The following is a 22,332-nucleotide window of genomic DNA, read 5'->3' on the forward strand; positions in this document are numbered from 1 at the left end:
AGTCTCTAAATCAACGTAACACGCAGATTTGACGAGAGTGAAATAAAACATGGAGTGAACGCTTGTTACGATTTTTGTTTTTGATCCCGATAGTGTTGTTCTTTGCGTGGATTATTTATCTTAAGACGCATGGTTACAGTCTGGAAGATGGTAAAAAGGGATTCATTCAGATCCTCGGGGCGTCTGCAGCAATAGGTGTACTTTACCTGTTATTAATGTGGTTCAACTGAGAGTTTTGCATATTGGCTACCAACAACCTATCGGCAAACGTAGCATAGATTGATCTATAGACATAACCTCACAGCCCGTGTCTTGGCTTTGCTGATTTTGCGCTGTGGCTTGCAAAATAAAGCTAGTTTTACTGCGCATTAAAACCTCAAACTTATATCGCTGTGTGGTCCGCATATTAAGCTCATCGGCTCCCATATATTCACCACGTTCTAACATAAATTCAGCTTGCGTATTGGCATAATGCAACAATAGCGATTGACCTGCCGTGCGGTACGCTTTGATTTGCTGTTGTTGGTAGGTGGGCAGCGCAAAGCTGATTAACACACCAACCATTGCAAGCGTAATAAGTAACTCGACCAAACTCATTCCCTTTTGCATAAAACTAGACTCCCTGTGACCAAATAGTATTTATACTTTGTATTAAGTTAAGCACAGGGAAACGCGCTAGGAGTACTGAAAATGCCAAGGACAGCAACTCACATATCAAGCAGCAATGACCAGCACAGCGGCGGCTTTAGCCTGCTCGAATGTATGCTGGCGCTCTCCATTGCCGGTTTGCTTGCAGTAATGAGCAGCTCGCATATTTTAGCAAGTCTTCGGCACCATCAACTCAAAGGAGTGTTACATCAGAGTTATTTCTTGATGCAAACGGCACGTTTTGAGGCAATTAATCAGAATCGTAATGTCACTGTCCAAGTTAATCAGGGGAATGATTGGTGCGTTGCACTTAACGATAACGGGCCATGCGATTGTACCGTTGTTGGCGCTTGCAGGGTGGATCAAATAGAACATCGAATATCAGCTAGCGAATTTCCCAATGTTAATTTACCCGAGATCACTATGGGTGATGACAATGCAGTGATATTCGACGGAACCCGAGGTATCGCTATGGGTAATGCGGGATCTAGCGTGTTTAGCAATGGCGATAGCGAAGCCAAGTTGATTGTTAGCAATTTAGGCCGAGTCAGGATCTGCATGCAAAGGGGCAGCATGGGGGCATATCAGCGATGCTGAACGCCAACACTCGGATTTACACCGGCTTTTCCTTAATTGAATTATTGATAGCGATGGCGATTTCAATCAGCCTGATTACTGCCCTTATAAGCTTTGTGTCGGTTAACCTTATAGGGCACAGCAAATTAATCATGCAGCAACGACTGAGTGATGAGTTGCACAGTATTGTCAGTCTGATACAAAGTGATCTAAACCGTGCTGGATTTGACGCGACAAGCGCATTGCAATATACCCTGAGCAACAATTATGCCGCAGCGTTTGCCAATAGCATTGAGCTCTCAGCTTTTCCCGGCGAACCTGTCGACAGCTGCGTAACTTTTGCGTATGACCGAGATATGGATGGCGAGATCGATGCCGCTAATCCAAACGAAAGATTTGGCTTTAGACTTCGTGAAAATAGCATTGAAGTACGCCAGCGAGGGTTATTGTGTGACGCCAATGGCTGGCAAGATATCAGTGATTCAAGTGTCATCATCATCGATCATTTTGCAATTCAAACACTAGATGAAAATGGTTCTAATAGTCGGCTTGCAGTGCGTATCGACGCCTCGTCCAAACAAATTCCGAGTATCCAACGACGTATCCAAAGACACTGGCAGATTAGCAATGAGCATTGAGCAAACAACCTCCAATGTCGCTGTACTTTCGCGCGGTGCTGCCGCATTAACCTGTGTCACTTTACTTCTTATGTTGACAACATTAGCAGGTACTTTTGGCGCCACTTTCGCGCAACTCAATTTAAAAATTGCACTCAACGCACAACACAAGCAGAGAATTGATGCGCTAGCCAACGCTAAATTAACCACTGCGATAAGTGAGTTACAATCCCGCTCAGTACGACAGCAGGTTATCGAGCAACAGCAGAGTGACCAAGTGTACGAATATCAACTAAGCAGTCGATTAATCAATGATATCGCTCAGGAGCCATTCTCATTGTTTGGCTTGAGCGCCTCGGTCACCAGCATTGATAGCAGAGCAAATGCGACACAAAGTCAAAATGTACTTTCCTATTCGATGCTAGATACCATCCCTGCCGCGCCACTCATTGTCGATGGAGCAATGTTAGATAGCGATAAGGTCACAATAGTGGCGAACCCTAATGGCGCTGGGACCAATGTGCCAATTTCGGTGTGGACGTCAGAGCCAATTTCAGAGCTTGAACATCTACCAACAACCTGTCAGCCATTTGAATTTCGTTTGACGCGCTGTGTCGATAGTGCGCTAACCAAACCGGGTTTTAAAGCGCCAGATGTGGTCGATGTCGCCCAGCCTTTCCCTGGAGAATTGCTAGATTACGTGTTTCCATTTAGCACGCTTGATTGGATAAATATCAAAGATCAAGCCACCACGATTTTAACCAGTTGTGATAGCTTGACGACCGATAGTAAAGGGCTTATTTGGATTGAAGGGAACTGCTCTTTGCCATTGGGTTTGCAATTAGGCAGCCTTGAACAGCCAATCTTGTTAGTGATTAAGGACGGTCAATTAATCCTGCCTAGCAATGCCGAAATTTATGGATTAATGATCTTGTTCCGGCAGCAAAATCAGTTGGTAGAAATCGACGTAATAGACAACGCCACTGTCTACGGCAGCGTAATGAGCAATACAGCATTGCGATTCGTAAGAGACCGCTTGCTGATCATTTATGATGGTGATCTACTGACTAGACTCCAAGGCCAACGCTTAATGCGCAGGGTAGTTCCAATTACCGGTAGTTGGCGTGACTTCTAATGCGCAAGAATAATGGCTTCTCGTTAATTGAGGTGTTAATAGCAGCCGTTATTGTATCTGTTGGAGTGACCGCGCTCACGGTGTTGCAAAGCAAGCTAGCTATTTCTTATCAAGGCTCAGAATTAACCCAAGTTGCTAATCAACTGGCAACGGACAAATTAAATGATTTACGACAGTTAAACTCAATACACGGTTTCTTTGCTGGGCCAAGCTATGTGCAAATTCAACCTAATGCCGGAGGCACAATCCCTGCAGGCCCAACCCAAATTGTGCTCAACCCTGAACAAAATATTGACCATACTTTTGATTTGAGCTGGACGGTCGCAACGCAATTTTTCGTCGATTCTGACAACGATGAGCAGGCTGATGTTTGGATTGATGAGAACGAGATAAATACCCCTGAATTAAACAGCCATCTGACGCAACGCAAGCAAGTAGTAGTAAATGTGACCTGGACAGATCCTATCGGCCGAACTAAGCAAGTGCTGCAAAAAGGCACTGTGATCCCAGTATATCGATATACCCATAAGCTTGAGCTAAATCAGCTTGAACAAACGGTCATAATGCCCATTGTCACAGCGAGCGTAGAATCGATGGTATCTCAGGTGTCACAGGAACGACACCGTGCTATTGAGCATCTCGCCTTACCGCAGATATTTTCGACCGACTTAACTTCGGTTACCACACTCACCTTGCAACGGCAGCAAATTGATAACAAGCTAATTCAAATACGTGAATTCAACACGCTTGCTTGCGCTTGCCAATTGCTCGGTGAAGGGCAAGGAAAGACACCCGCTGGATATCAGCTGCAAGGTAATCGATTAATACCGGTAAAAGGAGTTTGGACCACTAAACCAATCGCTAAAGCGATTGATGGTCAACCACCTTTGTGCGACATCTGTTGTCGCGACCATCATGATACCCTGCCGATGTTGAATAGTAGAAATGGTTATCGTCAACAGCAGAGAGCTCCCCACAGCCACTATGCACTAAATACCCACGGACGTTATATTAAAGCGCAGCAAGTTGGCGATAAGTACGATGAAGTGTGTCGATTGCGACGTGACAATGGCATTTTTGAATTAACGTATGATTGGCATGCGATACAGTCAGTGATATTGAAATCGAAGATGGATGAAGACCTACAGTCCTCATACCAAGACTTTGTTGCAGATTCGTTGAAATCATATGTGCTGGGCCTCCCCATGCCCCAATCGCCGTTTCGCAGCACCCTAGCCGTTAACGGTAGTGAGCAGCAATTACAAAACCGCACGCTTTATATCGATCCCATTGCCAACTCTGATCACGACTACATTTCACAGCAGCTCAACTCGCAGCAATTGGGCTGGCAATCTTTACTGTCCTTTTATGATATTGACACAACATTGCAAACCCAGTGGCGAACCTCTGCCCCAGATATAATCAGTATCAGTAACCAATCATTAAATGTGTCGATTGACATCGATAGTCATGAGTTTGGAAGCTTTAGTCGCGGCAAATTAACCGGCATCAATGCCGGTCAAGCTAACGTGATAGCAAATAGATTATTTGGTAATGACGGGTTGCTTGCAGTCTCGGCTATTGAACCTCTAAGTCAACGTCACCTGATACAGATAGAACATAGACGGGCGAGTTATCTACCCACTCCAGGTTTAAGCCGAATGTCAGGTCTGATACATTGTATCGACAATCGTTTTAATACGCCCAGAATATGTAATTTGCACGAACACAATAACGTTGATTATGTTGACCTTGCGCCGTTGATAATAACGATTACGGCCACACCACAGACATGCGCTCAACACTTTCCATTATCCGCTGCCACGGCTTCTTTTACTTGTCCTGATGTAACTTCTCTTTGGCAAGGGCAGATAACGGCCAATACCACTCAATTGAGTATCGCGACCGAGGTATTTTGGTTATCTCCAGATGGACAAAGAATTGATAACCACAGTGCAAATGTAAGCCAATCCTCTTTGAACACGACTGAAGGGCAGTATCAGCTGGTCATTCAATTGAATTAACCTGAACTGCAGGATAATAAGTGCCCCTCAACACCGCCCTTTTTAGACTTAACTACGTTGCCCGTAAGGTAAGCAGCAATCTTAGCTTCAATATATTGCGCAATACACTGTGTAAAGCGTTATGCGACGAGAAATCGGTATAACGCGTAAACTTTCGACTAAAGTACTACGCTAATGCTAAGCGGTACAAAAAAGGCCAGTTCAACTGAACTGGCCTTTCAATGTGTCATGCAAATATAGCGATGATTAGTTAACCGCTAGGTTATACACCGTAATGTCAGCTTTGACTCTCAAGGCTTCAATTAAACTTGCATAAACCCCTTGTGATTGCATTTGCGCTAGTCTTTGCTGCATCGCTCTAAGTTGCTCTTCAGGCAACTCTTGATTTTGATGAATATTGTTTACTTGAACAATACCAACATCACCGCTAGCAAGTTCAACAACAGCTTGATTTTGATCTTTAGCGGTTGAAAGTTGAAACGCTTTATCAACAATTGCTCGCGGCACACTACTACCAAAGCGACCAATATTAGCTTGTAATTCCCAACCCAAGTCCATCTGCGCTAGTTTTTCAGCAATATTTACTTCGGCTTGCATATCAGTCAATAAACCTTGTGCCCATTCGCGTGCTGCGTCCTGAGCTTTCTGGGCAGTAAGTTGCGTCACTATTTGTTCTTTGACTTCTTCTAACCCTTTGGTGCGCTCTGGTTCATGCTGTTTAACGCGAATCACCATAAACTGGTTGTCACCCGTTGCGATGACTTCACTGTTGACGCGATCTTGAACCAACTCGTCAGAAAACGCTTTAGCCACAACAACCGGACTTGAAAGTGCTTCAGGGGGTGCATTACGAGTGAACAAATCCGTTGATTTTACGGTTAGGTCAGTTGCAGCGGCTACGTCATTTAGACTATCAGGCATTTCGAACGCTAATGTTTCTACCTCAGTCTGGATCAAATATAGCTTTTCAGTTGCTTTTTCACGTTTGATACGTTCAGCCAATACCGCCTCAACTTCTTCAAATGGTGTAACCTTAGCGGCGTTGATGTCGGTAAGCTTAATAATATGTAAACCGTATTCAGATTCGACAATATCAGACACATCGCCAACTTGAGCCAACTCGTACGCAGCTTTTTCAAATGCAGGATCCATATCTCCTTTGCTGAAGAAATCTAAATCTCCGCCATTTTCAGCAGAAAAGGTATCGTCAGATAAATCTGCGGCCACGGCTGCAAAGTCTTCTCCTGCAGCAAGACGATCAACGGCTTGTTGTGCCTTGTCGCGCGCAGCTTGCTGATCTTCGCCTAGCTCTACCAGAATGTGTGAAACGCGACGTGTCTCTTCTGATTGAAATTCATTACTCGACTTGTCGTATAAATCTTTTAATTCTTCTTCAGTGACATCCATATCAGCCATTAGGTCTTCTGATGATAAAGAAATATACTCAAGACTGACTTTTTCTTCTGTGTCAAACTGATCTAAGTTTTGCTGATAGTAAATATCAATGTCTTCTTCAGACACTTCCACTTGTTCAGAAAACAATGAGGTAGGCACAGTGATGTATTGTAGGTCACGGGTCTGCTGTTGCATCGCTAAAACTCGCGAAGCTTCATTGCTAAGTGCGAACTCACTTCCCAACAGCGCTTGTGCTACTTGCTGACGGGTCATTTCATTGCGCATATAATCTCTGAACGTATTCGCTTGAAACCCAACAGACCGAAGCGCAGCTTGAAAACGATCGTTGTTGAACTGTCCACCGATTTGAAATTCAGGCATGGTCAGTATTTGTTCACGAATTTGCGCATTACTGACTCTAAGACCTAATTCTGCGGCAACCTGTTCAATTAGCTTATCTGCAATTAGTCTGTCTAGCACACTTTGACGAAATTGGTTTAGATACGAGGGATCGGATGATAGTGCAGTAAAGGTTTCACCATACTGCGATTGCATGCGAGCACGCTCACTGTCATACGCTCTTTGAAAGGTGGTCTGGGAAATATCGTCACCGTTAACACTAGCCGCAGCAGAGCTACTAGAAGATACATAGCCGCCAACGCCTGCGAAGACGAAACTCAAAATAACTATACCAAGGATCACTACTGCCCAAGTACCTTGTGACCCTTCTCTGATTTTTTCCAACATATGCGTCTTTTCTCTCCGACGGTATGACAACAATGATTGTGCTTAATTTATAAAACACTGTTTTAAAGCGGCAGGATTATAGCGCGAAAACGAGGCTCACTGCCAGTAATCGACCAAAATACTCTAAGGATGATAGTGAGGTGATGACCCGACGCTTACAATCGTGTCCTCGTCACGCTAACAAGTCCCTATGAACCTGCTGCAGAAGCGTATTCTAAACCTAACTGCTGATTGCTATAACTGCAGTAAAACGCCTAGCCTAAACGCAAAAAGGGCGATGAATGCTCATCGCCCCTTTTAAGACTTAAAAATGATGCTTAGTTACAAGCGTCTTTAAGTGCTTTACCTGCTTTGAAAGATGGAACTTTCGCAGCTGCAATCTGGATGGTCTCACCAGTTTGTGGGTTACGACCACTGCGAGCTGAACGCTCACGAACTGAGAATGTACCAAAGCCAACTAGCGCTACTTGATCGCCTTCTTTAAGTGCAGCAGTTACTGCATCGGTAAATGAATCAAGAGCACGACCAGCAGCTGCTTTAGAAATATCTGCGCCAGCAGCAATACTATCGATTAGTTGAGACTTGTTCACAATAAGATCCCCTTCATTTGTTATTATTTATTGTTCCGCAACTATTTTATTGCGGTGACGTTATAACAAGCTTGAATTCGAACTTCAAGCATTGATTTACAATTAATTTACATTTATGAATCGCCGCTATCCCTTTTGCGATAAGGCTTCTGACGAAACTGTGATAAAGGCTAACATATCTTTTAACTTAGTGAAGCCCTATTTCTCAAAAAAAAACGAAAAAACAGCCTAAATCGGCTATTTTTTCTTCGGTTGCGTGCTTTCTAAGGTAAAACGCTCAGGATTTTCCTGCAATGCAAGCAACAACACCTCGTCAATCCACTGTACACAATGGATATCGAGATCTTGTTTTACATTATCTGGGATCTCTTCCAAATCACGTTCATTGTCCTTTGGGATCACCACGGTTTTGATTCCACCTCGGTGAGCGGCCAGTAATTTTTCTTTCAAACCACCAATCGCCAGTACTTCACCACGCAAGGTAATCTCACCCGTCATCGCTACGTCGGCTTTCACTGCATTACCCGTTAACGAGGACACCAAAGCGGTGCACATGGCAATACCTGCACTAGGTCCATCTTTGGGCGTTGCTCCTTCAGGAACATGTACATGAATGTCACGTTTTTCGTAAAAGTCTTCATTTATACGTAATTTGTCAGCTCGGCTTCGTACAACCGTCATCGCAGTTTTGATCGACTCAAGCATCACATCACCAAGTGAACCGGTGAAAGTCGTTTTGCCTTTGCCTGGTACTGAGGTAGTTTCAATAGTCAGTAAGTCACCGCCAACAGAAGTCCATGCTAAACCGGTTACTTGACCAATTTGATTGTTGCCTTCGGCTTTACCGTAATCAAAACGTTGAACGCCTAAGAAATCTTTTAGGTTTTCTTGGTTGGCAACAACTTGCTTCACTTTCGGATCAAGCAAAATATTCTTAACTGCTTTTCGACAGATTTTCGATATTTCCCGCTCTAAACTACGTACGCCAGCTTCTCGTGTGTAGTAACGAATAATGCCGATAATAGCTGAGTCTTCAATTACTAACTCACCGTCTTTCAGACCGTTTCGTTCCATCTGTTTTTCAACTAAATGGCGGGTAGCAATGTTTAGTTTTTCGTCTTCGGTGTAGCCAGACAGTCTAATAACTTCCATTCTGTCCAACAATGGACCTGGAATGTTCATGCTATTGGAGGTCGCAACAAACATCACATCAGACAAGTCATAGTCGACTTCTAAATAGTGATCGCTAAAGGTGCCATTTTGTTCTGGGTCGAGCACTTCTAGCAAAGCGGAAGAGGGATCACCGCGCATGTCAGAGGACATTTTGTCAATTTCATCTAACAAAAATAATGGGTTTTTAACGCCCACTTTTGCCATTTTTTGGATCAACTTGCCGGGCATAGAACCAATATAGGTACGTCTGTGACCACGGATCTCAGCTTCATCACGCACGCCACCTAGCGCCATGCGTACATATTTACGTCCTGTGGCTTTAGCAATAGATTGACCTAAGGAGGTTTTACCCACGCCTGGAGGACCAACTAAGCACAAAATAGGCCCTTTGAGTTTTTTCACCCGCTGCTGAACCGCTAAATATTCAATAATGCGCTCTTTGACTTTTTCTAACCCATAATGATCAGAATCTAAAATCTCATCGGCTTTCGCTAAATCTTTTTTCACGGCACTGCGCTTGTGCCATGGCACGTTGGCAAGCCAGTCGATATAACTGCGCACCACTGTCGCTTCTGCCGACATTGGTGACATCATTTTCAATTTTCTTAGCTCGGTCGTTGCCTTTTCTTTGGCTTCCTCTGGCATCTTGGCGTCTTCGATTTTTTTTGCTAACGCCTCAAATTCATCAGGTGCTTCGTCAAGCTCTCCGAGCTCTTTTTGAATGGCTTTCATTTGCTCATTCAAATAGTACTCTCGTTGACTTTTCTCCATTTGCTTTTTCACGCGGGTACGGATCTTCTTCTCGACCTGCAGCAAATCAATCTCATTTTCCATCAAGGCCATGAGATATTCTAAACGCCCATTGACGCTATCCATCTCAAGCACTTTTTGTTTTTCAGACAACTTCAGCGGCATATGCGCAGCCATGGTGTCCGCTAAGCGAGCAGCTTCATCAATGCCACTCAACGAAGTCAGTACTTCAGGAGGAATTTTTTTATTCAGTTTCACATAACCTTCAAACTGCGAAATGGCGGAACGCACCAGCACTTCTTGCTCGTTTTCAGGTAATTCTTTGTCTTCGGTCCGTTGCACTTCGGCGATAAAATAGGCTTCTGTTTGCAAAAATGTCTGCAAACGGCCTCTGACGTTACCTTCAACCAAGACTTTAACGGTGCCATCTGGCAGCTTCAAAAGTTGTAAAATGGTTGCTATGGTACCGACTTCATAAACATCGCCAGTTTCTGGCTCATCTACTCCCGCGTCTTTTTGGGCAACCAGAAAAATCTGCTTATCTTTGTCCATAGCGGCTTCAAGACACCGAATAGACTTCTCTCGCCCTACAAATAAGGGAATAACCATATGGGGATAAACCACCACGTCCCGTAACGCCAATACGGGCATTTCAATGCGATCGACTCGCTCTTCTGTCATGCTTAATCTCGTTTTAGTTAACTACTGAAAAAGTAATGTAAGTGTATATGGGGTTAACCCAGCAAAGTTCAATTAAAAAAACAAAAAGGCTCCTCGGAGCCTTTCATAATTCAATTAATTTACATCAAACGCCGATTATTCTGCAGCGGCTTTTTTGTCAGTTCCGCTGTCGTAAATCAATATAGGCTTAGACTCACCTTTAATCACAGTCTCGTCAATAACGACTTTACTGACACCTGTCATTGAAGGCAGATCGTACATTGTTTCTAGCAACACGCTTTCCACAATTGAGCGCAATCCACGAGCACCGGTTTTGCGTTGCATTGCTTTATGCGCTATTGCGTGCAAGGCATCTTCTCTAAACTCTAGTTCAGTATCTTCCATTGAGAATAGAGCACCATATTGCTTAGTCAATGCATTTTTAGGCTCTTTGAGGATCTGAATTAGTGCATCTTCACTTAACTCTTCCAAGCTAGTGAGCACAGGTAGACGACCAATAAACTCAGGAATAAGGCCGTACTTCACTAGATCTTCAGGCTCAACTTGCTTGAACAACTCACCGGTAACTTTCTTATCGTCTTTGTTTTTAACCGTCGCACCAAAGCCGATTCCTGAGCCAACCGCAGCGCGCTGCTCAATGACTTTATCTAGGCCGGCAAACGCGCCACCACAGATAAATAAGATTTTCGAGGTATCAACTTGCAAAAATTCTTGCTGAGGATGTTTGCGTCCACCTTGTGGAGGAACAGAGGCAATCGTACCTTCAATCAATTTAAGTAATGCTTGTTGAACACCTTCACCAGACACATCTCGCGTGATCGACGGGTTATCTGACTTACGAGAGATCTTGTCGATTTCATCGATGTATACAATACCGCGTTGCGCCTTCTCAACGTCGTAATCACACTTTTGCAGCAGCTTCTGGATGATATTCTCAACGTCTTCACCGACATAACCAGCTTCAGTTAAGGTAGTAGCATCTGCCATGGTAAATGGCACATCGAGCAATCTTGCTAGGGTTTCTGCTAACAAGGTTTTACCACTTCCAGTAGGTCCGATTAGCAAAATATTACTTTTACTTAGCTCTATGCCGTCGTGGACATCACCACTGCGCAATCGTTTGTAGTGATTGTAGACCGCAACAGACAAGACTTTCTTAGCGTGCTCTTGACCAATAACATATTCATCAAGGTGTGCATGTATTTCTTTTGGTTTAGGCAGCGCATCCTGCTTTTTCTTTGGTGAAATCTCTTTGATTTCTTCTCGGATAATATCGTTACAAAGCTCGACACACTCATCGCAAATGAACACCGAAGGTCCTGCGATGAGCTTTCTTACTTCGTGCTGACTTTTACCGCAGAACGAGCAATACAACAGCTTGTTATCACCATCTGAGTTTTTCTTATCACTCATCTAAAACTTGCCCCTTTCAATTTGTTTCGCCGTTCTCTCACATCGTTACACTATAAGTGTTGTCTTAAACAGCGAACTTCTCAAATTATTTTGTATTTTTTAATGCATCTTCACGACTAGTAAGAACTTGGTCAATTAGACCATACTCCATAGACTCAGTCGCGCTCAAAAAGTTATCTCTGTCTGTATCTTGTGCTACTTTTTCGTAGTCCTGACCAGTATGTTCGGCCATTAACCGGTTCAACTTCTCTTTAATAGACAGGATTTCTCTGGCATGAATTTCAAAATCAGAGGCCTGCCCTTGGAAGCCGCCTAACGGCTGATGGATCATCACTCGTGAATTGGGCAAGCAATAACGCTTACCTTTAGCACCACCAGATAATAAAAAGGCGCCCATGCTAGCAGCTTGACCAACACATACAGTGCTGACATCAGGCTTAATGAAATTCATTGTATCATATATCGCCATTCCTGCAGTCACAGAGCCGCCTGGTGAGTTAATGTATAAAAAGATATCTTTCTCTGGATTTTCAGCTTCCAAAAACAACATCTGCGCGACGATAAGATTGGCCATATGGTCTTCGACCTGTCCAACAAGGAAAATGACATTTTCTTTGAGTAGACGAGAGTATATATCGTACGAACGTTCACCTTTTGCAGTCTGTTCAACAACCATAGGGACAAGTGCATTAAGTGGATCGATAGAGGGTTTCAACATAAATTTAATTCTTCACAAATAAAAATGCTCGGTATGTACCGAGCATTTAATCAGGTGCTGACTATTGAAGTCAAATGTCAAATAACGAAATTACGCTTGTTTGTTCATGATCTCGTCAAAGGCTTTTTTCACTTCCTTGACTTTCGCTTGACTTGCAACCCATTCAACGGCTTGTTCTTCAAGTGCAACGTTCTGAATTTGTTGGAGTAATTCATTGTTGGACTTGTAGTACTCGATAACCTCAGAAGGATCTTCATAAGCTGAAGCAGTTGTTTCAATTAATTGCTCAACTTTTGCATCATCAACTTTGATTTCGTTTTTCTTAATGATTTCGCCTAATAAAAGACCAATCGATACGCGACGCTTAGCGTTTTCTTCAAACAAGTCAGCTGGTAGTTCAGGCATGTTCGCTGTATTGCCACCAGATTGCTGTTGGAAACGCTGCTTAGCTTGCTCACGCAAAGCATCAATCTCTTGATCTAGCAACGCTTTAGGTACGTCAACTTGGTTTTTCTCAAGAATGCCGCTGATAACGTCTTCTTTCAACTTACTTTTCAGCGTTTGGTCTAATTCGCGCTGCATATTTTTGCGTACTTCGACTTTCAACGCGTCAACATCACCGTCTTCGATTCCAAATAACTTAGCAAAGTCAGCATCTACTTTAGGTAGCTCTAAACCTTCAACTTTAGTTACTGTAATTGTGAACTGTGCTTCTTTACCTTTAAGGTTTTCAGCGTGGTAATCTTCTGGGAAAGTAACATCAGAGACGACTTCGTCACCTTTTTTAGCGCCTACAAGTGGTTTTTCGAAGCCTGGGATCATACGATCTTTACCAAGCTCTAGTGGGAAATCTTCCGCTTTGCCACCGTCGAATTCTTCACCGTCAATGGTTCCAACAAAATTAATCGTGACACGATCATCTTTCTTCGCTTTACGCTTAACTTCTTTCCAATCAGCGTGTTGCTTGCGCAACGTGTCCATCATGGCGTCAAGGTCTTTGTCGCTGATCTCAACGACAGGCTTATCCAATTTAATTTTGTCTAAGTCTTTTACTTCTACTTCAGGATAAATTTCGAATGAAGCGACAAATTCTAAATCTTCACCGTCCACATCTTTTTTCATTTCGAAAGTAGGCATGCCAGCAGGATTCAGTTTTTCTTGAACTACCGCTTGATAAAAGTTTTGTTGCATGGCTTCGCCAGCAACTTCCTGACGTACCGCTTGACCAAAGCGTTTCTTGATCACGGAAACGGGAACTTTCCCAGGTCGGAAACCATTAATACGTTGGGTTTTAGCTAACTGTTGTAAACGCGATTTTACCGCTGAATCAATCGATTCTGCTGGAACTGAAATGGTAAGACGGCGTTCTAGGCCTTGAGTCGTCTCGACTGACACTTGCATTATTATACCTCAACTATGCGTCACTAAACGCGTAATTCGAACTCGCAATGAAATGAATTAGTAGCTTCGATGAGTACATCTACCCTCACCCACTATTTTGTAATCATCTTCACCGCATACTGCGGACCAGCTTGATCCACCTCGGTTAAAAAAGACGCGACAGTATACAGCCAGCGAATTATATAGTCGAGGGCAAAAATTAATAAAATCGGAGCGAATAAGTTATTTAACCATTGAAGTCTGGGTCAGAAAATGTCAATTTACTGTTTTTCCACAAAATAGTGTTTATTTCACAAAGGAATTGCGCGCATTTGAATAAACGGTAAAGTTGTGGAATATTGAAGCGCGCGTTGCCTGACGGATACTGTTGAATTGAACCCAAAAGACGTCTTACTACATCACTTACGTAATCTTCTGGCCTTTTCCGAGGCGAGGAACATTAGCATGTTTCACCCACTCATGAATGACAAGCTTGGTGATGTTTTTGTGGGTGAGTGGCCAAAAGGTGAAAGCCCCATAGCGGCTGACTCTTGTTATTTTGACCAAAAAGTTCCCGTATTAGCGCGTAGTGACAGTGGCCTCGAACTACAGCGGGTTTCAGACACTCAGATGTTAGTCAAGATATCAGAGAGCGTGTTTGAAGAATTTGAGGAAGTCGCTACTACTGAGCTTGAATCGGAAGAATCCGCAACAGAACAGCCAAAAACCCGCCGCGCTCCCTTACTTGGTGTGCATAACGACATGCATTGTTGGCTTCGCTTGAACTTTAGTCAAGGCGCACCTGCGTGGCTGACGGAAAATGCGTGGCAGCATAGCGCTGAGGGCCAGATAGCCATATTCGAGAACATGTTATTGTCTGCAGGCATGCAAATCAGGTTAGTGGGAGAATACCTTTCTTGGCTGTCAGACCCACTCACTAACCTTTGTCCACGCCCGGTTTTGCAAAACAAGTTATCCATGCTCAGCGAAAATTATTCGGTGGGTTTGGTCATGCTTCACTGCATTGACTTCCATCAAATTAACAAGAAGTTTGGCCATGAATTTGGCGACAATGTTATTCGCGAAATAGCGCAAAATCTCAAGGAAGTTACACGCGAAGGCGATATATTGAGTCGCTTTGGTGGTGCCTTGTTTGGGGTTGGTTTTCCGGTAAATGAAAAGACTGACGTAGCCAGCTTAGCCAAGAAGTTGCAAGGCATATTACAGCAGAAGCAATATCTCGAAGGGGCGATTAATATTGCTTTTGATATAGGCGCTGCCATTGTTGAATATGATGAAGGAATCGATAAAGCAAACGAAAGATCCAGCACTTTGATAAGCCGTGCAGATCAAGCTCTTAAAGTCGCGCAACAAGAAAATCAACCTTCCATCATTACCTGGCAGAATGATGACTTCAGGCTTTATCAGCAGCAATTCAACTATTTAGGTGGCATTTTCACTGCGGATACCATCACCGACTACCGAAACATGTTGCTGCTTTGGGATATCTCTTCATTGATAGCCGATAAGCATGACTTCTCGCAACTTAGCCAAAGTGTGGTGCAACGTTTAGCTCAAACCTTTGATTTTACCTGCGGTGGTATAATTGGCGGTGATGACGAAGCAAAACACAATTTCAAATATTCGATTGACGATTCAGATAATGCAATTGAACTGACAACCAAAGACAGCGCCTATTTGTCAGAGATAAAACAGATGCAAAAGTCAGTGGTTGAGACGAAGAAGCCTTCTGAGCGTTACATCGGTGACGCTATGATTTTAGTATTGCCGCTGGAGATTGAATCCCAAGACTGTTTCTTTATTTGTGGCAACGCCGAGCGATTTGAGGTGAAGCATGATACTAAGGTACTGCTGTCAGGGTTGACCCGTCAGTTAGGTAAAGCGTTAAGACGAAGCCGTCTTGAAGAAGAGCTAAATCGCAAATTAGAATCTCAAAACGAGCAACTCCAAAACGAATTAGCTCAGCTTAAAGTCGGCTTGCAGGTGAGCAGCATTATCTATCGCTCCGATGCGATGGAAAACCTAATGAAGCACACCAAACGCGCCGCCATGACCGACACTACAGTGCTGGTAACCGGCGAGAGTGGTACGGGTAAAGAACGTCTCATCAATGCCTTGCACCAAATGGGAAATCGTAGCGATAAACCTTTTGTCATCGTTGATTGCGGCTCTATTCCTGAAACACTTATCGAGTCTGAACTCTTTGGTTATGTGAAAGGCGCCTTTACTGGCGCGCAAAATACCTCTTCTGGAAAAGTGTTAGACGCAAATGGTGGTGTATTGGTTTTAGACGAGATCGGTGAATTACCACTTAATATGCAAACCAAGCTGCTTCGATTTGTACAGGAAAAACACTTCACACCTGTAGGTGGAAATAAGCTCATTAGTGTTGACGTAAAAATCATTGCAGTTACCAACCGCGACCTTGCCCATGAAGTTGAACTCGGTAACTTCAGAAAAGATCTTTATTATCGTCTTAATGTATTGACCCTGCACAATCCACCACTGCGAGATAGAGCAGACGATATAGCTTTGCTATCGACCCACTTCCTAAATAAATTTGCACAGCAGTTTAAAGTAGAAAAACGCTCTTTGTCCCCTCAGGCTTTACAAAAGATGTATCAATACTCTTGGCCAGGGAACATACGCGAGCTTGAAAATAGATTAATGCAAGCAACGTTAATGTGCGAAGGTAGTGTGATTGAATGGGAACTGTTGAATATAGAGGAACAACCACAAACGCCTATCACCAGTGATAATGTTCGTCAGGTAGCTAATCATGCACTGAATAATCAAAGCTCAAGTGTGCACAGCGCGTCAGACGACATCGCTAGCACATCTCGAAGCTTACCGGAGAATCCGACTCCCGCTCCGATACATGCCGCAGAAGATAACACCCTGACCTTTATTCATTCAGAAGATTGTTTGGCACATTTACTCGAGGTGTTTAAGCAGCAATTGGCAACAGCGGGACAACATCCTCGGTTTTTTAACGCGCCTTTTGGCACGTGGATTGAAGAAGAGCTGATCATCAAAACCTATTTAGCTACCGACCGTAAAATGCGACTAACGGCAGCTCGGCTTTCGATTTCACAGAGCACTGCCAGACGCAAAGTTGATAAGATAATTGCCGAAACCGAGCACAGCCCGTCTGAGCGTCCTCAAGGTTGGGAATCGATAAGTGAAGCACTAGTTCCAATTGCAACAGGACAACTATTTATAGCTAATTGCGTGGCAAAAATAAAATTAGTCGTGTTGGAGAGCATCCTTAGCACGCCTGTATATAGCATGGCACAAGCAGCAGAAATGCTCGGTGTGAGTGAACCCACGTTTTATAAACTCAAAAAAGAACTCGAAAGCCTGAGTAATTAATTTGGCTTGGAAAAGATTTTGAATTCAATTTAGCGTTTTAGCAAAAACATATCCCTAATCCTGTTCATACATCGGACTCTTTGCCCCTTGATTAGTAACGAGCCTGCCTGATTTCAGTAAATACCCCCAAAATTCCATTGGCATGACAAATTTCAACGTTTACTTTTTTGTTGACTATAGTTGTTGTTGAAGCGCGCAGTTTGCTTCCTCGTTTAGCACAAGAAGTTGCTAGATTCAGTTGTTTTTAATTAATTTTAATGTAAGGGAACATCATGAAAAACATCTTTAAAAAGTCGAGTTTAGCTGTAGCTGCGTCTTTATTTTTATTCACGCCAGTAATGGCTAAAAAATCGCCTGCCTATGAAATAATAACGTATCCGGGTGCGGATTTTACCCAATCATGGAGTATGAATAGTAAAGGGGAGGTGGCAGCTTCTTCAATCGTTAGCTTTACCTACGATAGAAAGTCTGGCGGCATAACAGAGATAGACACACCGGCCGGTTTTGATGGTATGTCGATTTTTGTCACTACTGAGTCTGGCGATAAAGTTGGCTCGGTATATGATGCAAATACTGATCGCACTATGGGTATTTTCATCGATAAAAAAGGCAATTTTAAAACCTTTGAACACCCTGATTCTGATGGCTATACCCAAGCAAGAGCCATGAACAGTAATGGCCTGATATCCGGATATTATCTTGATCAAGCTAGCGGCAATAGGTATGGATTCCTCTACGACATCGATAATCTCTCATTCACAACCACTGTTGAGAGCTTTTTCACAATATCTCAAGGTGTCAATGCATCAGGACACACAGTCGGTAGCGCAATATTTGTTGAAGACAATCCATGCGATCCAACTTCGCTTTTTGACCGTTTCGGTTGGGTTCGTAGTCCTGATGGCGAAGTGACTTATTTTAGCATTGAAGGATGGCAATCATCAGCGAGAGGAATTAGCAGCAATGGAACTATAGTCGGGTTTTATTTTGACGATGAAGGACCTAAAGGATTTAAAATTCCAACACCAGACACCCAGTGCGCAGTTATAACGTTAGGTGACGAAAATCGGATTAATGTCCCAGACGCGCTTGGCACCTATCCTCAATATATTTCCAATAATGGCAAAGACATTGTTGGCCAATTTATTAATCCAGATAATACCTTTTCTGGTTTTGTAACATCTAAATAGTTTAATCATTAAGTGGCTGGGCAGAATACGTTGACTACCCAGCCACACACTATCGCAGCTCACCTCCAACTGACTGTTGTTAGAGAGTCTGATCCTTGTACCATCCGCCTTTTCGCCAGATATTCGTTTCAAAGTGAAAGTACTCCCTTGTTCAGCGAATTACCAACCCCCTATTGACGTACCGATGTTAGCCATATCATCAAGATGTATACTATTTGCTGTAATGGTGTTGGGAAGAAATAACGAATTGAATTTTGAGCTGGCACCGAACCGCATTAACCAATGTGTCAATGCGGTTCGCTTTTATTTAACGTCTTCTGCTTTTTATATTAAGCACTTTAGGCGCTTGAACGCGATCTGCTTGCTTAACGCGCACATATCCTTCAGCAATCACGTTATCAATGTTGCGAGTTAGGGTATTCATAATACTCACTGGCGGCATCTCTAACGATTGCAAGATGCCTGTCCATTGGTTACGACCTGCTTCTTTAGATTTGTAAAGCGCATTATCGGCAAGTAAGTGAACTTGTTCCCAACTCAATGAGTCTGGATAGTGATGCGAGAATGGATACATACTGTAACCAATAGAACACGACAAATGCATTTTTTGCTTTAAGTCGATATCAAATCCATAGCTGGCGATTTTACTGCGTAAGCGCTCGGCTAACAGCTCAATTTCCTGTACTTCTTCGACCCGTCCCATCACTAGGAATTCATCACCACCCCAACGAATAACGGTGTCAGACTTACGACAAACGGTCTTCAATAAGTCACTTACCTGACAAATTACCTTATCACCGGCGTCATGCCCGTAGGTATCGTTAATGGGTTTGAAGCCATCCAAGTCAAACATTAGGAAGAATAACCGCGGGCCACTATCGGCACCTAATTCACCGTTTTTCAACTGCGCTTCAAAATCACGGAATACACTGGCACATTGTTGCTCAACAATATTGTTAAGGTAACGGCGGTTATGTAGTCCGGTTAATTGATCCGTGACACTGGCATTGAGCAATTGTTCATTCGCTTCACGCAATTCAACCGTGCGATTTTTTACTTCCAGCTCAAGCTCGTGACGATAGTTAGCTTCTTTTTCCAACTTATGAATGTACGAGCGATAAATCCAGTAAATTAGTCCTAATGCAAACAGTGTATAAATGGTGTAAGCCCACCAAGAATACCAAGGCGCGGGCAACACCGTCAGTGCGACATCGGCACCCTGCTCGTTCCATACGCCATCATTGTTAGATGCTTTTACGCGGAACAAGTAATTACCCGCGGGTAAGTTAGTGTAAGTCGCCTTACGAATGTCCCCGGCTTCAATCCAGTCACTATCAAAGCCTTCCAGTTTGTAAAGATAACGGTTGTTGCTTGGCGAAGCAAAATCCAACCCGGCAAATTCAAATGCTATCAAATAGTCTTTATGCGAAATCTGAATATTGTTCTTTTGTCCACCAGTGGAGTCTAATGCATAAACTTCGTTGAGCTTTTGGAACTTAGTTAATACCACTGGAGGCACATGTTGATTGGGCGCAATCTTAGAAGGATAAAACGCAGTAACACCATTGGTCCCACCGAAATAAAGTTTGCCATCTCGAGATTTATAAAACGCGCCTTGATTGAATTCGTTGCCTTGTAAGCCATGTGAACTGTCGTAGTTCAATAATTCTTTGGTATCAGGATTGAACTTAGTAATGCCGCGGTTTGTGCTCAGCCATAAAAAGCCGTTGTCATCTTCAAGCACACCGAAAACCGTGTTACTTGGTAATCCGTCATAACGCGAGAGTCGCTCGAACTCAAAAATACCAGCCTTGCGATTTTCCGAAGATATTTTAACAAGGCCAGCACCACGGGTACCGATCCAAACATTTTCGCTATCATCTTCGTGCAGCGTTAAGATAAAATCAGTGCTCAGTGATTTAGGTCCCTCACCAGAGGGAATGCGCATCGCCGTTCCCGTTGTAGGGTTAAATATGTTTAATCCACCACCCCAGGTTCCAATCCAAATTAATCCGTTTGACATGGTTTTCACAGCCAAGACCCGATTATCACTTAAGGTTTGTTTATTGTCAGGATCTGATTTGTAGTAGGTGAATGTTTCCGTTTCAATATCAAATAAATTGAGTCCGCCACCGAAAGTACCTATCCACAGTTTATTATTGCCCGCGGGTTGGATTGTGGTTATGCCCGGCGCGCCGATTCCGCCATCAACACTTTTATCAAACTCATAATGTACAAAGGTCTTGTTATCTAAATTGTACTTACTCATGCCTTTGTCACGATAACCGATCCAAAGAAATTGCTCATTTTCAGAATAGAGTGTCGTTACCCGCTTGCTCAACAGAGATTTCTCATAAATGGTAGCCACTTCAAGGCTTTCTACTTTGCCGGTTTGCGTATTTAACCTATCAAGTCCATCACGTGATGCTAACCACACAAACCCGTCTTTACCATCATGGAAGGCCGTTGAGTAACTACCGCTAAGAGACTTTTGAGGATCTGCGGTGACTCGTAGATGATCGAAGTTAGCTGTAGCCGTGTTCCATTTATTGAGACCACTATTACTGCCTACCCAAAATACATTGCCTCTGTCTTGGAAAAGAAACGTCAGTTTTTGACTGGATAAACTAAAAGGATCTTGTTTGTCATGAACCAAATGTAAAAAAGAATTGTCGGGGGCGTTATATCGGTATAAACCGTTATCTGTAGCAACCCAAATTCGTTCGGTCCGGTCTTCATAAACATCTAGAATCTCTATGCCATTGAAATCGTTAGGTTGCCATATGTTTGCAGCTCCTTGCGGCGTAAGAAGCGAGGCCATATCAACAACGGTAATACCTTCATCACTGCCTATCCACATTTTCTGCTGGGAATCGACCATTAACTTGATCGTGCCTGTTAACGATATCCCTGAATTGCGTTGAAAGTCTTCATTAGTTAGCAAGATTTCACCATGTTCAAGGTGATACCCAACAATATGTCCTCCGGCCAGTGCCACCCATAAAACGCCATTAGCATCTTCGTGCATGTTCTGTATTCTTTCGACCGCATCTACTTCGGGCAGCAGTTTAATTCGCTCAAAATTATTTGTCGCTGGGAGATAACGATTGAGTCCCGCATTGGTTCCCACAAACATGTCACCACTACGCGTTTTAAGTAGATGTTTTGCTTCATCATTACTTAGGCTCTGCGGATCATTAGGAACATTTTTTAAATGTCTAAAGGATTGATTATTTTTATCGAACACATTGACACCTGATGATGTGCCAATCCAAAGCTGATCAGAATTCATTTCGTGAATACTATAAATCCAATCAGAACTCAGCGAATCTGTGTTTCGATTACTGTAGGTAAACACCTTGAATTGATAACCATCATAACGGTTCAATCCTTCTTGGGTGCCAAACCACATGTATCCTTCAGAATCTTGAAAAGCACTAGTGACAAACTCTTGAGATAATCCTTGTTCCAAGGTGATCTTTTGGAACCGGATGTTCTCACTGTCAGCAATGGCAACGTAGGGGCATGCTATCAACACGCAGACACTCAATGCCCACGTAATTAGCTTCCTTTTAATCCGTACTCGTTTTTCCAAAACTAATGCCTCATTAACGCTTAAATAACAAGATTTACATTGAGTTGACTTAACCAACCCGAACAAGCTAAGTGTAAGATCTTTCTAATGTAACTTCTAACACTTTAGGCCATAAATGGTTGAATAAGTATTAGCTGATTTGCTTCTTCTAAAAAAGCCGCACTCAATTGAGTACGGCTGTGCTGTTAGTTAACTTTTAGATACCGTCTGTCGCGATTTCTAATAGGTCATCGCTGGTTTCCACTGCTTCGGCAGGTAACTCTTGAACCGATTCAGTGTTAAAGCTCGCGCCTACTACACTCTTGGC

The 22,332-nt window shown here is 43.2% G+C and carries 14 protein-coding genes; 6 read left to right on the plus strand and 8 right to left on the minus strand.

What is annotated here, in order from left to right; translation table 11 throughout:
- Window positions 1–246 precede the first annotated feature (246 nt).
- Window positions 247–609 (minus strand): type IV pilin protein, encoded by a 363-nt coding sequence (locus ABD036_RS13200; protein ID WP_343860653.1) that lies wholly within the window; start codon window positions 607–609, stop codon window positions 247–249.
- An 81-nt stretch (window positions 610–690) separates the two neighbouring features.
- Here ABD036_RS13200 and ABD036_RS13205 point away from each other — a divergent pair, with 81 nt between their 5' ends.
- Genes ABD036_RS13205 through ABD036_RS13220 form a run of 4 tightly spaced genes read left to right on the plus strand, consistent with a single transcriptional unit; the run spans window position 691 to window position 5,000 of the window.
- Complete coding sequence (locus tag ABD036_RS13205; RefSeq protein ID WP_343860655.1) at window positions 691–1,245, plus strand: GspH/FimT family pseudopilin; 555 nt, start codon at window positions 691–693, stop codon at window positions 1,243–1,245.
- On the plus strand, window positions 1,239–1,862 hold the full coding sequence (locus tag ABD036_RS13210; protein WP_343860657.1) for a prepilin-type N-terminal cleavage/methylation domain-containing protein: 624 nt from the start codon (window positions 1,239–1,241) through the stop codon (window positions 1,860–1,862). Before ABD036_RS13205 ends, ABD036_RS13210 begins: the two co-directional genes overlap by 7 nt.
- Window positions 1,852–2,976: a hypothetical protein gene (locus tag ABD036_RS13215; RefSeq protein ID WP_343860659.1), complete on the plus strand. Its 1,125-nt coding sequence runs from the start codon at window positions 1,852–1,854 to the stop codon at window positions 2,974–2,976. Before ABD036_RS13210 ends, ABD036_RS13215 begins: the two co-directional genes overlap by 11 nt.
- A complete protein-coding gene (locus tag ABD036_RS13220; RefSeq protein WP_343860661.1) occupies window positions 2,976–5,000 on the plus strand; it encodes a prepilin-type N-terminal cleavage/methylation domain-containing protein in 2,025 nt (674 codons plus the stop codon). Before ABD036_RS13215 ends, ABD036_RS13220 begins: the two co-directional genes overlap by 1 nt.
- 246 nt (window positions 5,001–5,246) lie before the next feature.
- On the opposite strand, the gene ABD036_RS13225 is transcribed toward ABD036_RS13220, so the two are convergent.
- The 6 genes from ABD036_RS13225 to tig form a co-directional block, all read right to left on the minus strand.
- Window positions 5,247–7,142: a SurA N-terminal domain-containing protein gene (locus tag ABD036_RS13225; RefSeq protein WP_343860663.1), complete on the minus strand. Its 1,896-nt coding sequence runs from the start codon at window positions 7,140–7,142 to the stop codon at window positions 5,247–5,249.
- A 317-nt stretch (window positions 7,143–7,459) separates the two neighbouring features.
- Window positions 7,460–7,732: a nucleoid-associated protein HU-beta gene (hupB, locus tag ABD036_RS13230; protein ID WP_343860665.1), complete on the minus strand. Its 273-nt coding sequence runs from the start codon at window positions 7,730–7,732 to the stop codon at window positions 7,460–7,462.
- Between the two features lie 237 nt (window positions 7,733–7,969).
- Window positions 7,970–10,336, minus strand: coding sequence for an endopeptidase La (gene lon / locus ABD036_RS13235; RefSeq protein WP_343860667.1), 2,367 nt, complete (start codon window positions 10,334–10,336; stop codon window positions 7,970–7,972).
- A gap of 135 nt (window positions 10,337–10,471) precedes the next feature.
- Window positions 10,472–11,749, minus strand: a complete 1,278-nt coding sequence (gene clpX, locus ABD036_RS13240) for an ATP-dependent protease ATP-binding subunit ClpX (protein WP_343860668.1) — start codon at window positions 11,747–11,749, stop codon at window positions 10,472–10,474.
- An 85-nt stretch (window positions 11,750–11,834) separates the two neighbouring features.
- Window positions 11,835–12,467 (minus strand): ATP-dependent Clp endopeptidase proteolytic subunit ClpP, encoded by a 633-nt coding sequence (gene clpP, locus ABD036_RS13245; RefSeq protein WP_343860670.1) that lies wholly within the window; start codon window positions 12,465–12,467, stop codon window positions 11,835–11,837.
- Between the two features lie 90 nt (window positions 12,468–12,557).
- Complete coding sequence (gene tig, locus ABD036_RS13250; RefSeq protein WP_343860672.1) at window positions 12,558–13,868, minus strand: trigger factor; 1,311 nt, start codon at window positions 13,866–13,868, stop codon at window positions 12,558–12,560.
- Window positions 13,869–14,312: 444 nt separating this feature from the next.
- Here tig and ABD036_RS13255 point away from each other — a divergent pair, with 444 nt between their 5' ends.
- Together ABD036_RS13255 and ABD036_RS13260 are read left to right on the plus strand one after the other, a co-directional pair.
- Complete coding sequence (locus tag ABD036_RS13255; RefSeq protein WP_343860674.1) at window positions 14,313–17,240, plus strand: sigma 54-interacting transcriptional regulator; 2,928 nt, start codon at window positions 14,313–14,315, stop codon at window positions 17,238–17,240.
- 272 nt (window positions 17,241–17,512) lie between these two features.
- Window positions 17,513–18,430: a hypothetical protein gene (locus ABD036_RS13260; RefSeq protein ID WP_343860676.1), complete on the plus strand. Its 918-nt coding sequence runs from the start codon at window positions 17,513–17,515 to the stop codon at window positions 18,428–18,430.
- Window positions 18,431–18,737: 307 nt separating this feature from the next.
- On the opposite strand, the gene ABD036_RS13265 is transcribed toward ABD036_RS13260, so the two are convergent.
- Window positions 18,738–22,025, minus strand: a complete 3,288-nt coding sequence (locus ABD036_RS13265) for a ligand-binding sensor domain-containing diguanylate cyclase (protein WP_343860677.1) — start codon at window positions 22,023–22,025, stop codon at window positions 18,738–18,740.
- Between the last annotated feature and the right edge of the window lie 307 nt (window positions 22,026–22,332).

This window comes from Aliiglaciecola litoralis (genome assembly GCF_039523355.1).
GTDB classification, from domain to species: domain Bacteria; phylum Pseudomonadota; class Gammaproteobacteria; order Enterobacterales; family Alteromonadaceae; genus Aliiglaciecola; species Aliiglaciecola litoralis.

What these genes read in the sequence shown, in the direction of transcription:
- ABD036_RS13200 (WP_343860653.1), bottom strand. Translation starts at nt 609, where the DNA reads ATGCAAAAGGGAATGAGTTTGGTCGAGTTACTTATTACGCTTGCAATG.
- ABD036_RS13205 (WP_343860655.1), top strand. Translation starts at nt 691, where the DNA reads ATGCCAAGGACAGCAACTCACATATCAAGCAGCAATGACCAGCACAGC.
- ABD036_RS13210 (WP_343860657.1), top strand. Translation starts at nt 1,239, where the DNA reads ATGCTGAACGCCAACACTCGGATTTACACCGGCTTTTCCTTAATTGAA.
- ABD036_RS13215 (WP_343860659.1), top strand. Translation starts at nt 1,852, where the DNA reads ATGAGCATTGAGCAAACAACCTCCAATGTCGCTGTACTTTCGCGCGGT.
- ABD036_RS13220 (WP_343860661.1), top strand. Translation starts at nt 2,976, where the DNA reads ATGCGCAAGAATAATGGCTTCTCGTTAATTGAGGTGTTAATAGCAGCC.
- ABD036_RS13225 (WP_343860663.1), bottom strand. Translation starts at nt 7,142, where the DNA reads ATGTTGGAAAAAATCAGAGAAGGGTCACAAGGTACTTGGGCAGTAGTG.
- lon (WP_343860667.1), bottom strand. Translation starts at nt 10,336, where the DNA reads ATGACAGAAGAGCGAGTCGATCGCATTGAAATGCCCGTATTGGCGTTA.
- clpX (WP_343860668.1), bottom strand. Translation starts at nt 11,749, where the DNA reads ATGAGTGATAAGAAAAACTCAGATGGTGATAACAAGCTGTTGTATTGC.
- clpP (WP_343860670.1), bottom strand. Translation starts at nt 12,467, where the DNA reads ATGTTGAAACCCTCTATCGATCCACTTAATGCACTTGTCCCTATGGTT.
- tig (WP_343860672.1), bottom strand. Translation starts at nt 13,868, where the DNA reads ATGCAAGTGTCAGTCGAGACGACTCAAGGCCTAGAACGCCGTCTTACC.
- ABD036_RS13255 (WP_343860674.1), top strand. Translation starts at nt 14,313, where the DNA reads ATGTTTCACCCACTCATGAATGACAAGCTTGGTGATGTTTTTGTGGGT.
- ABD036_RS13260 (WP_343860676.1), top strand. Translation starts at nt 17,513, where the DNA reads ATGAAAAACATCTTTAAAAAGTCGAGTTTAGCTGTAGCTGCGTCTTTA.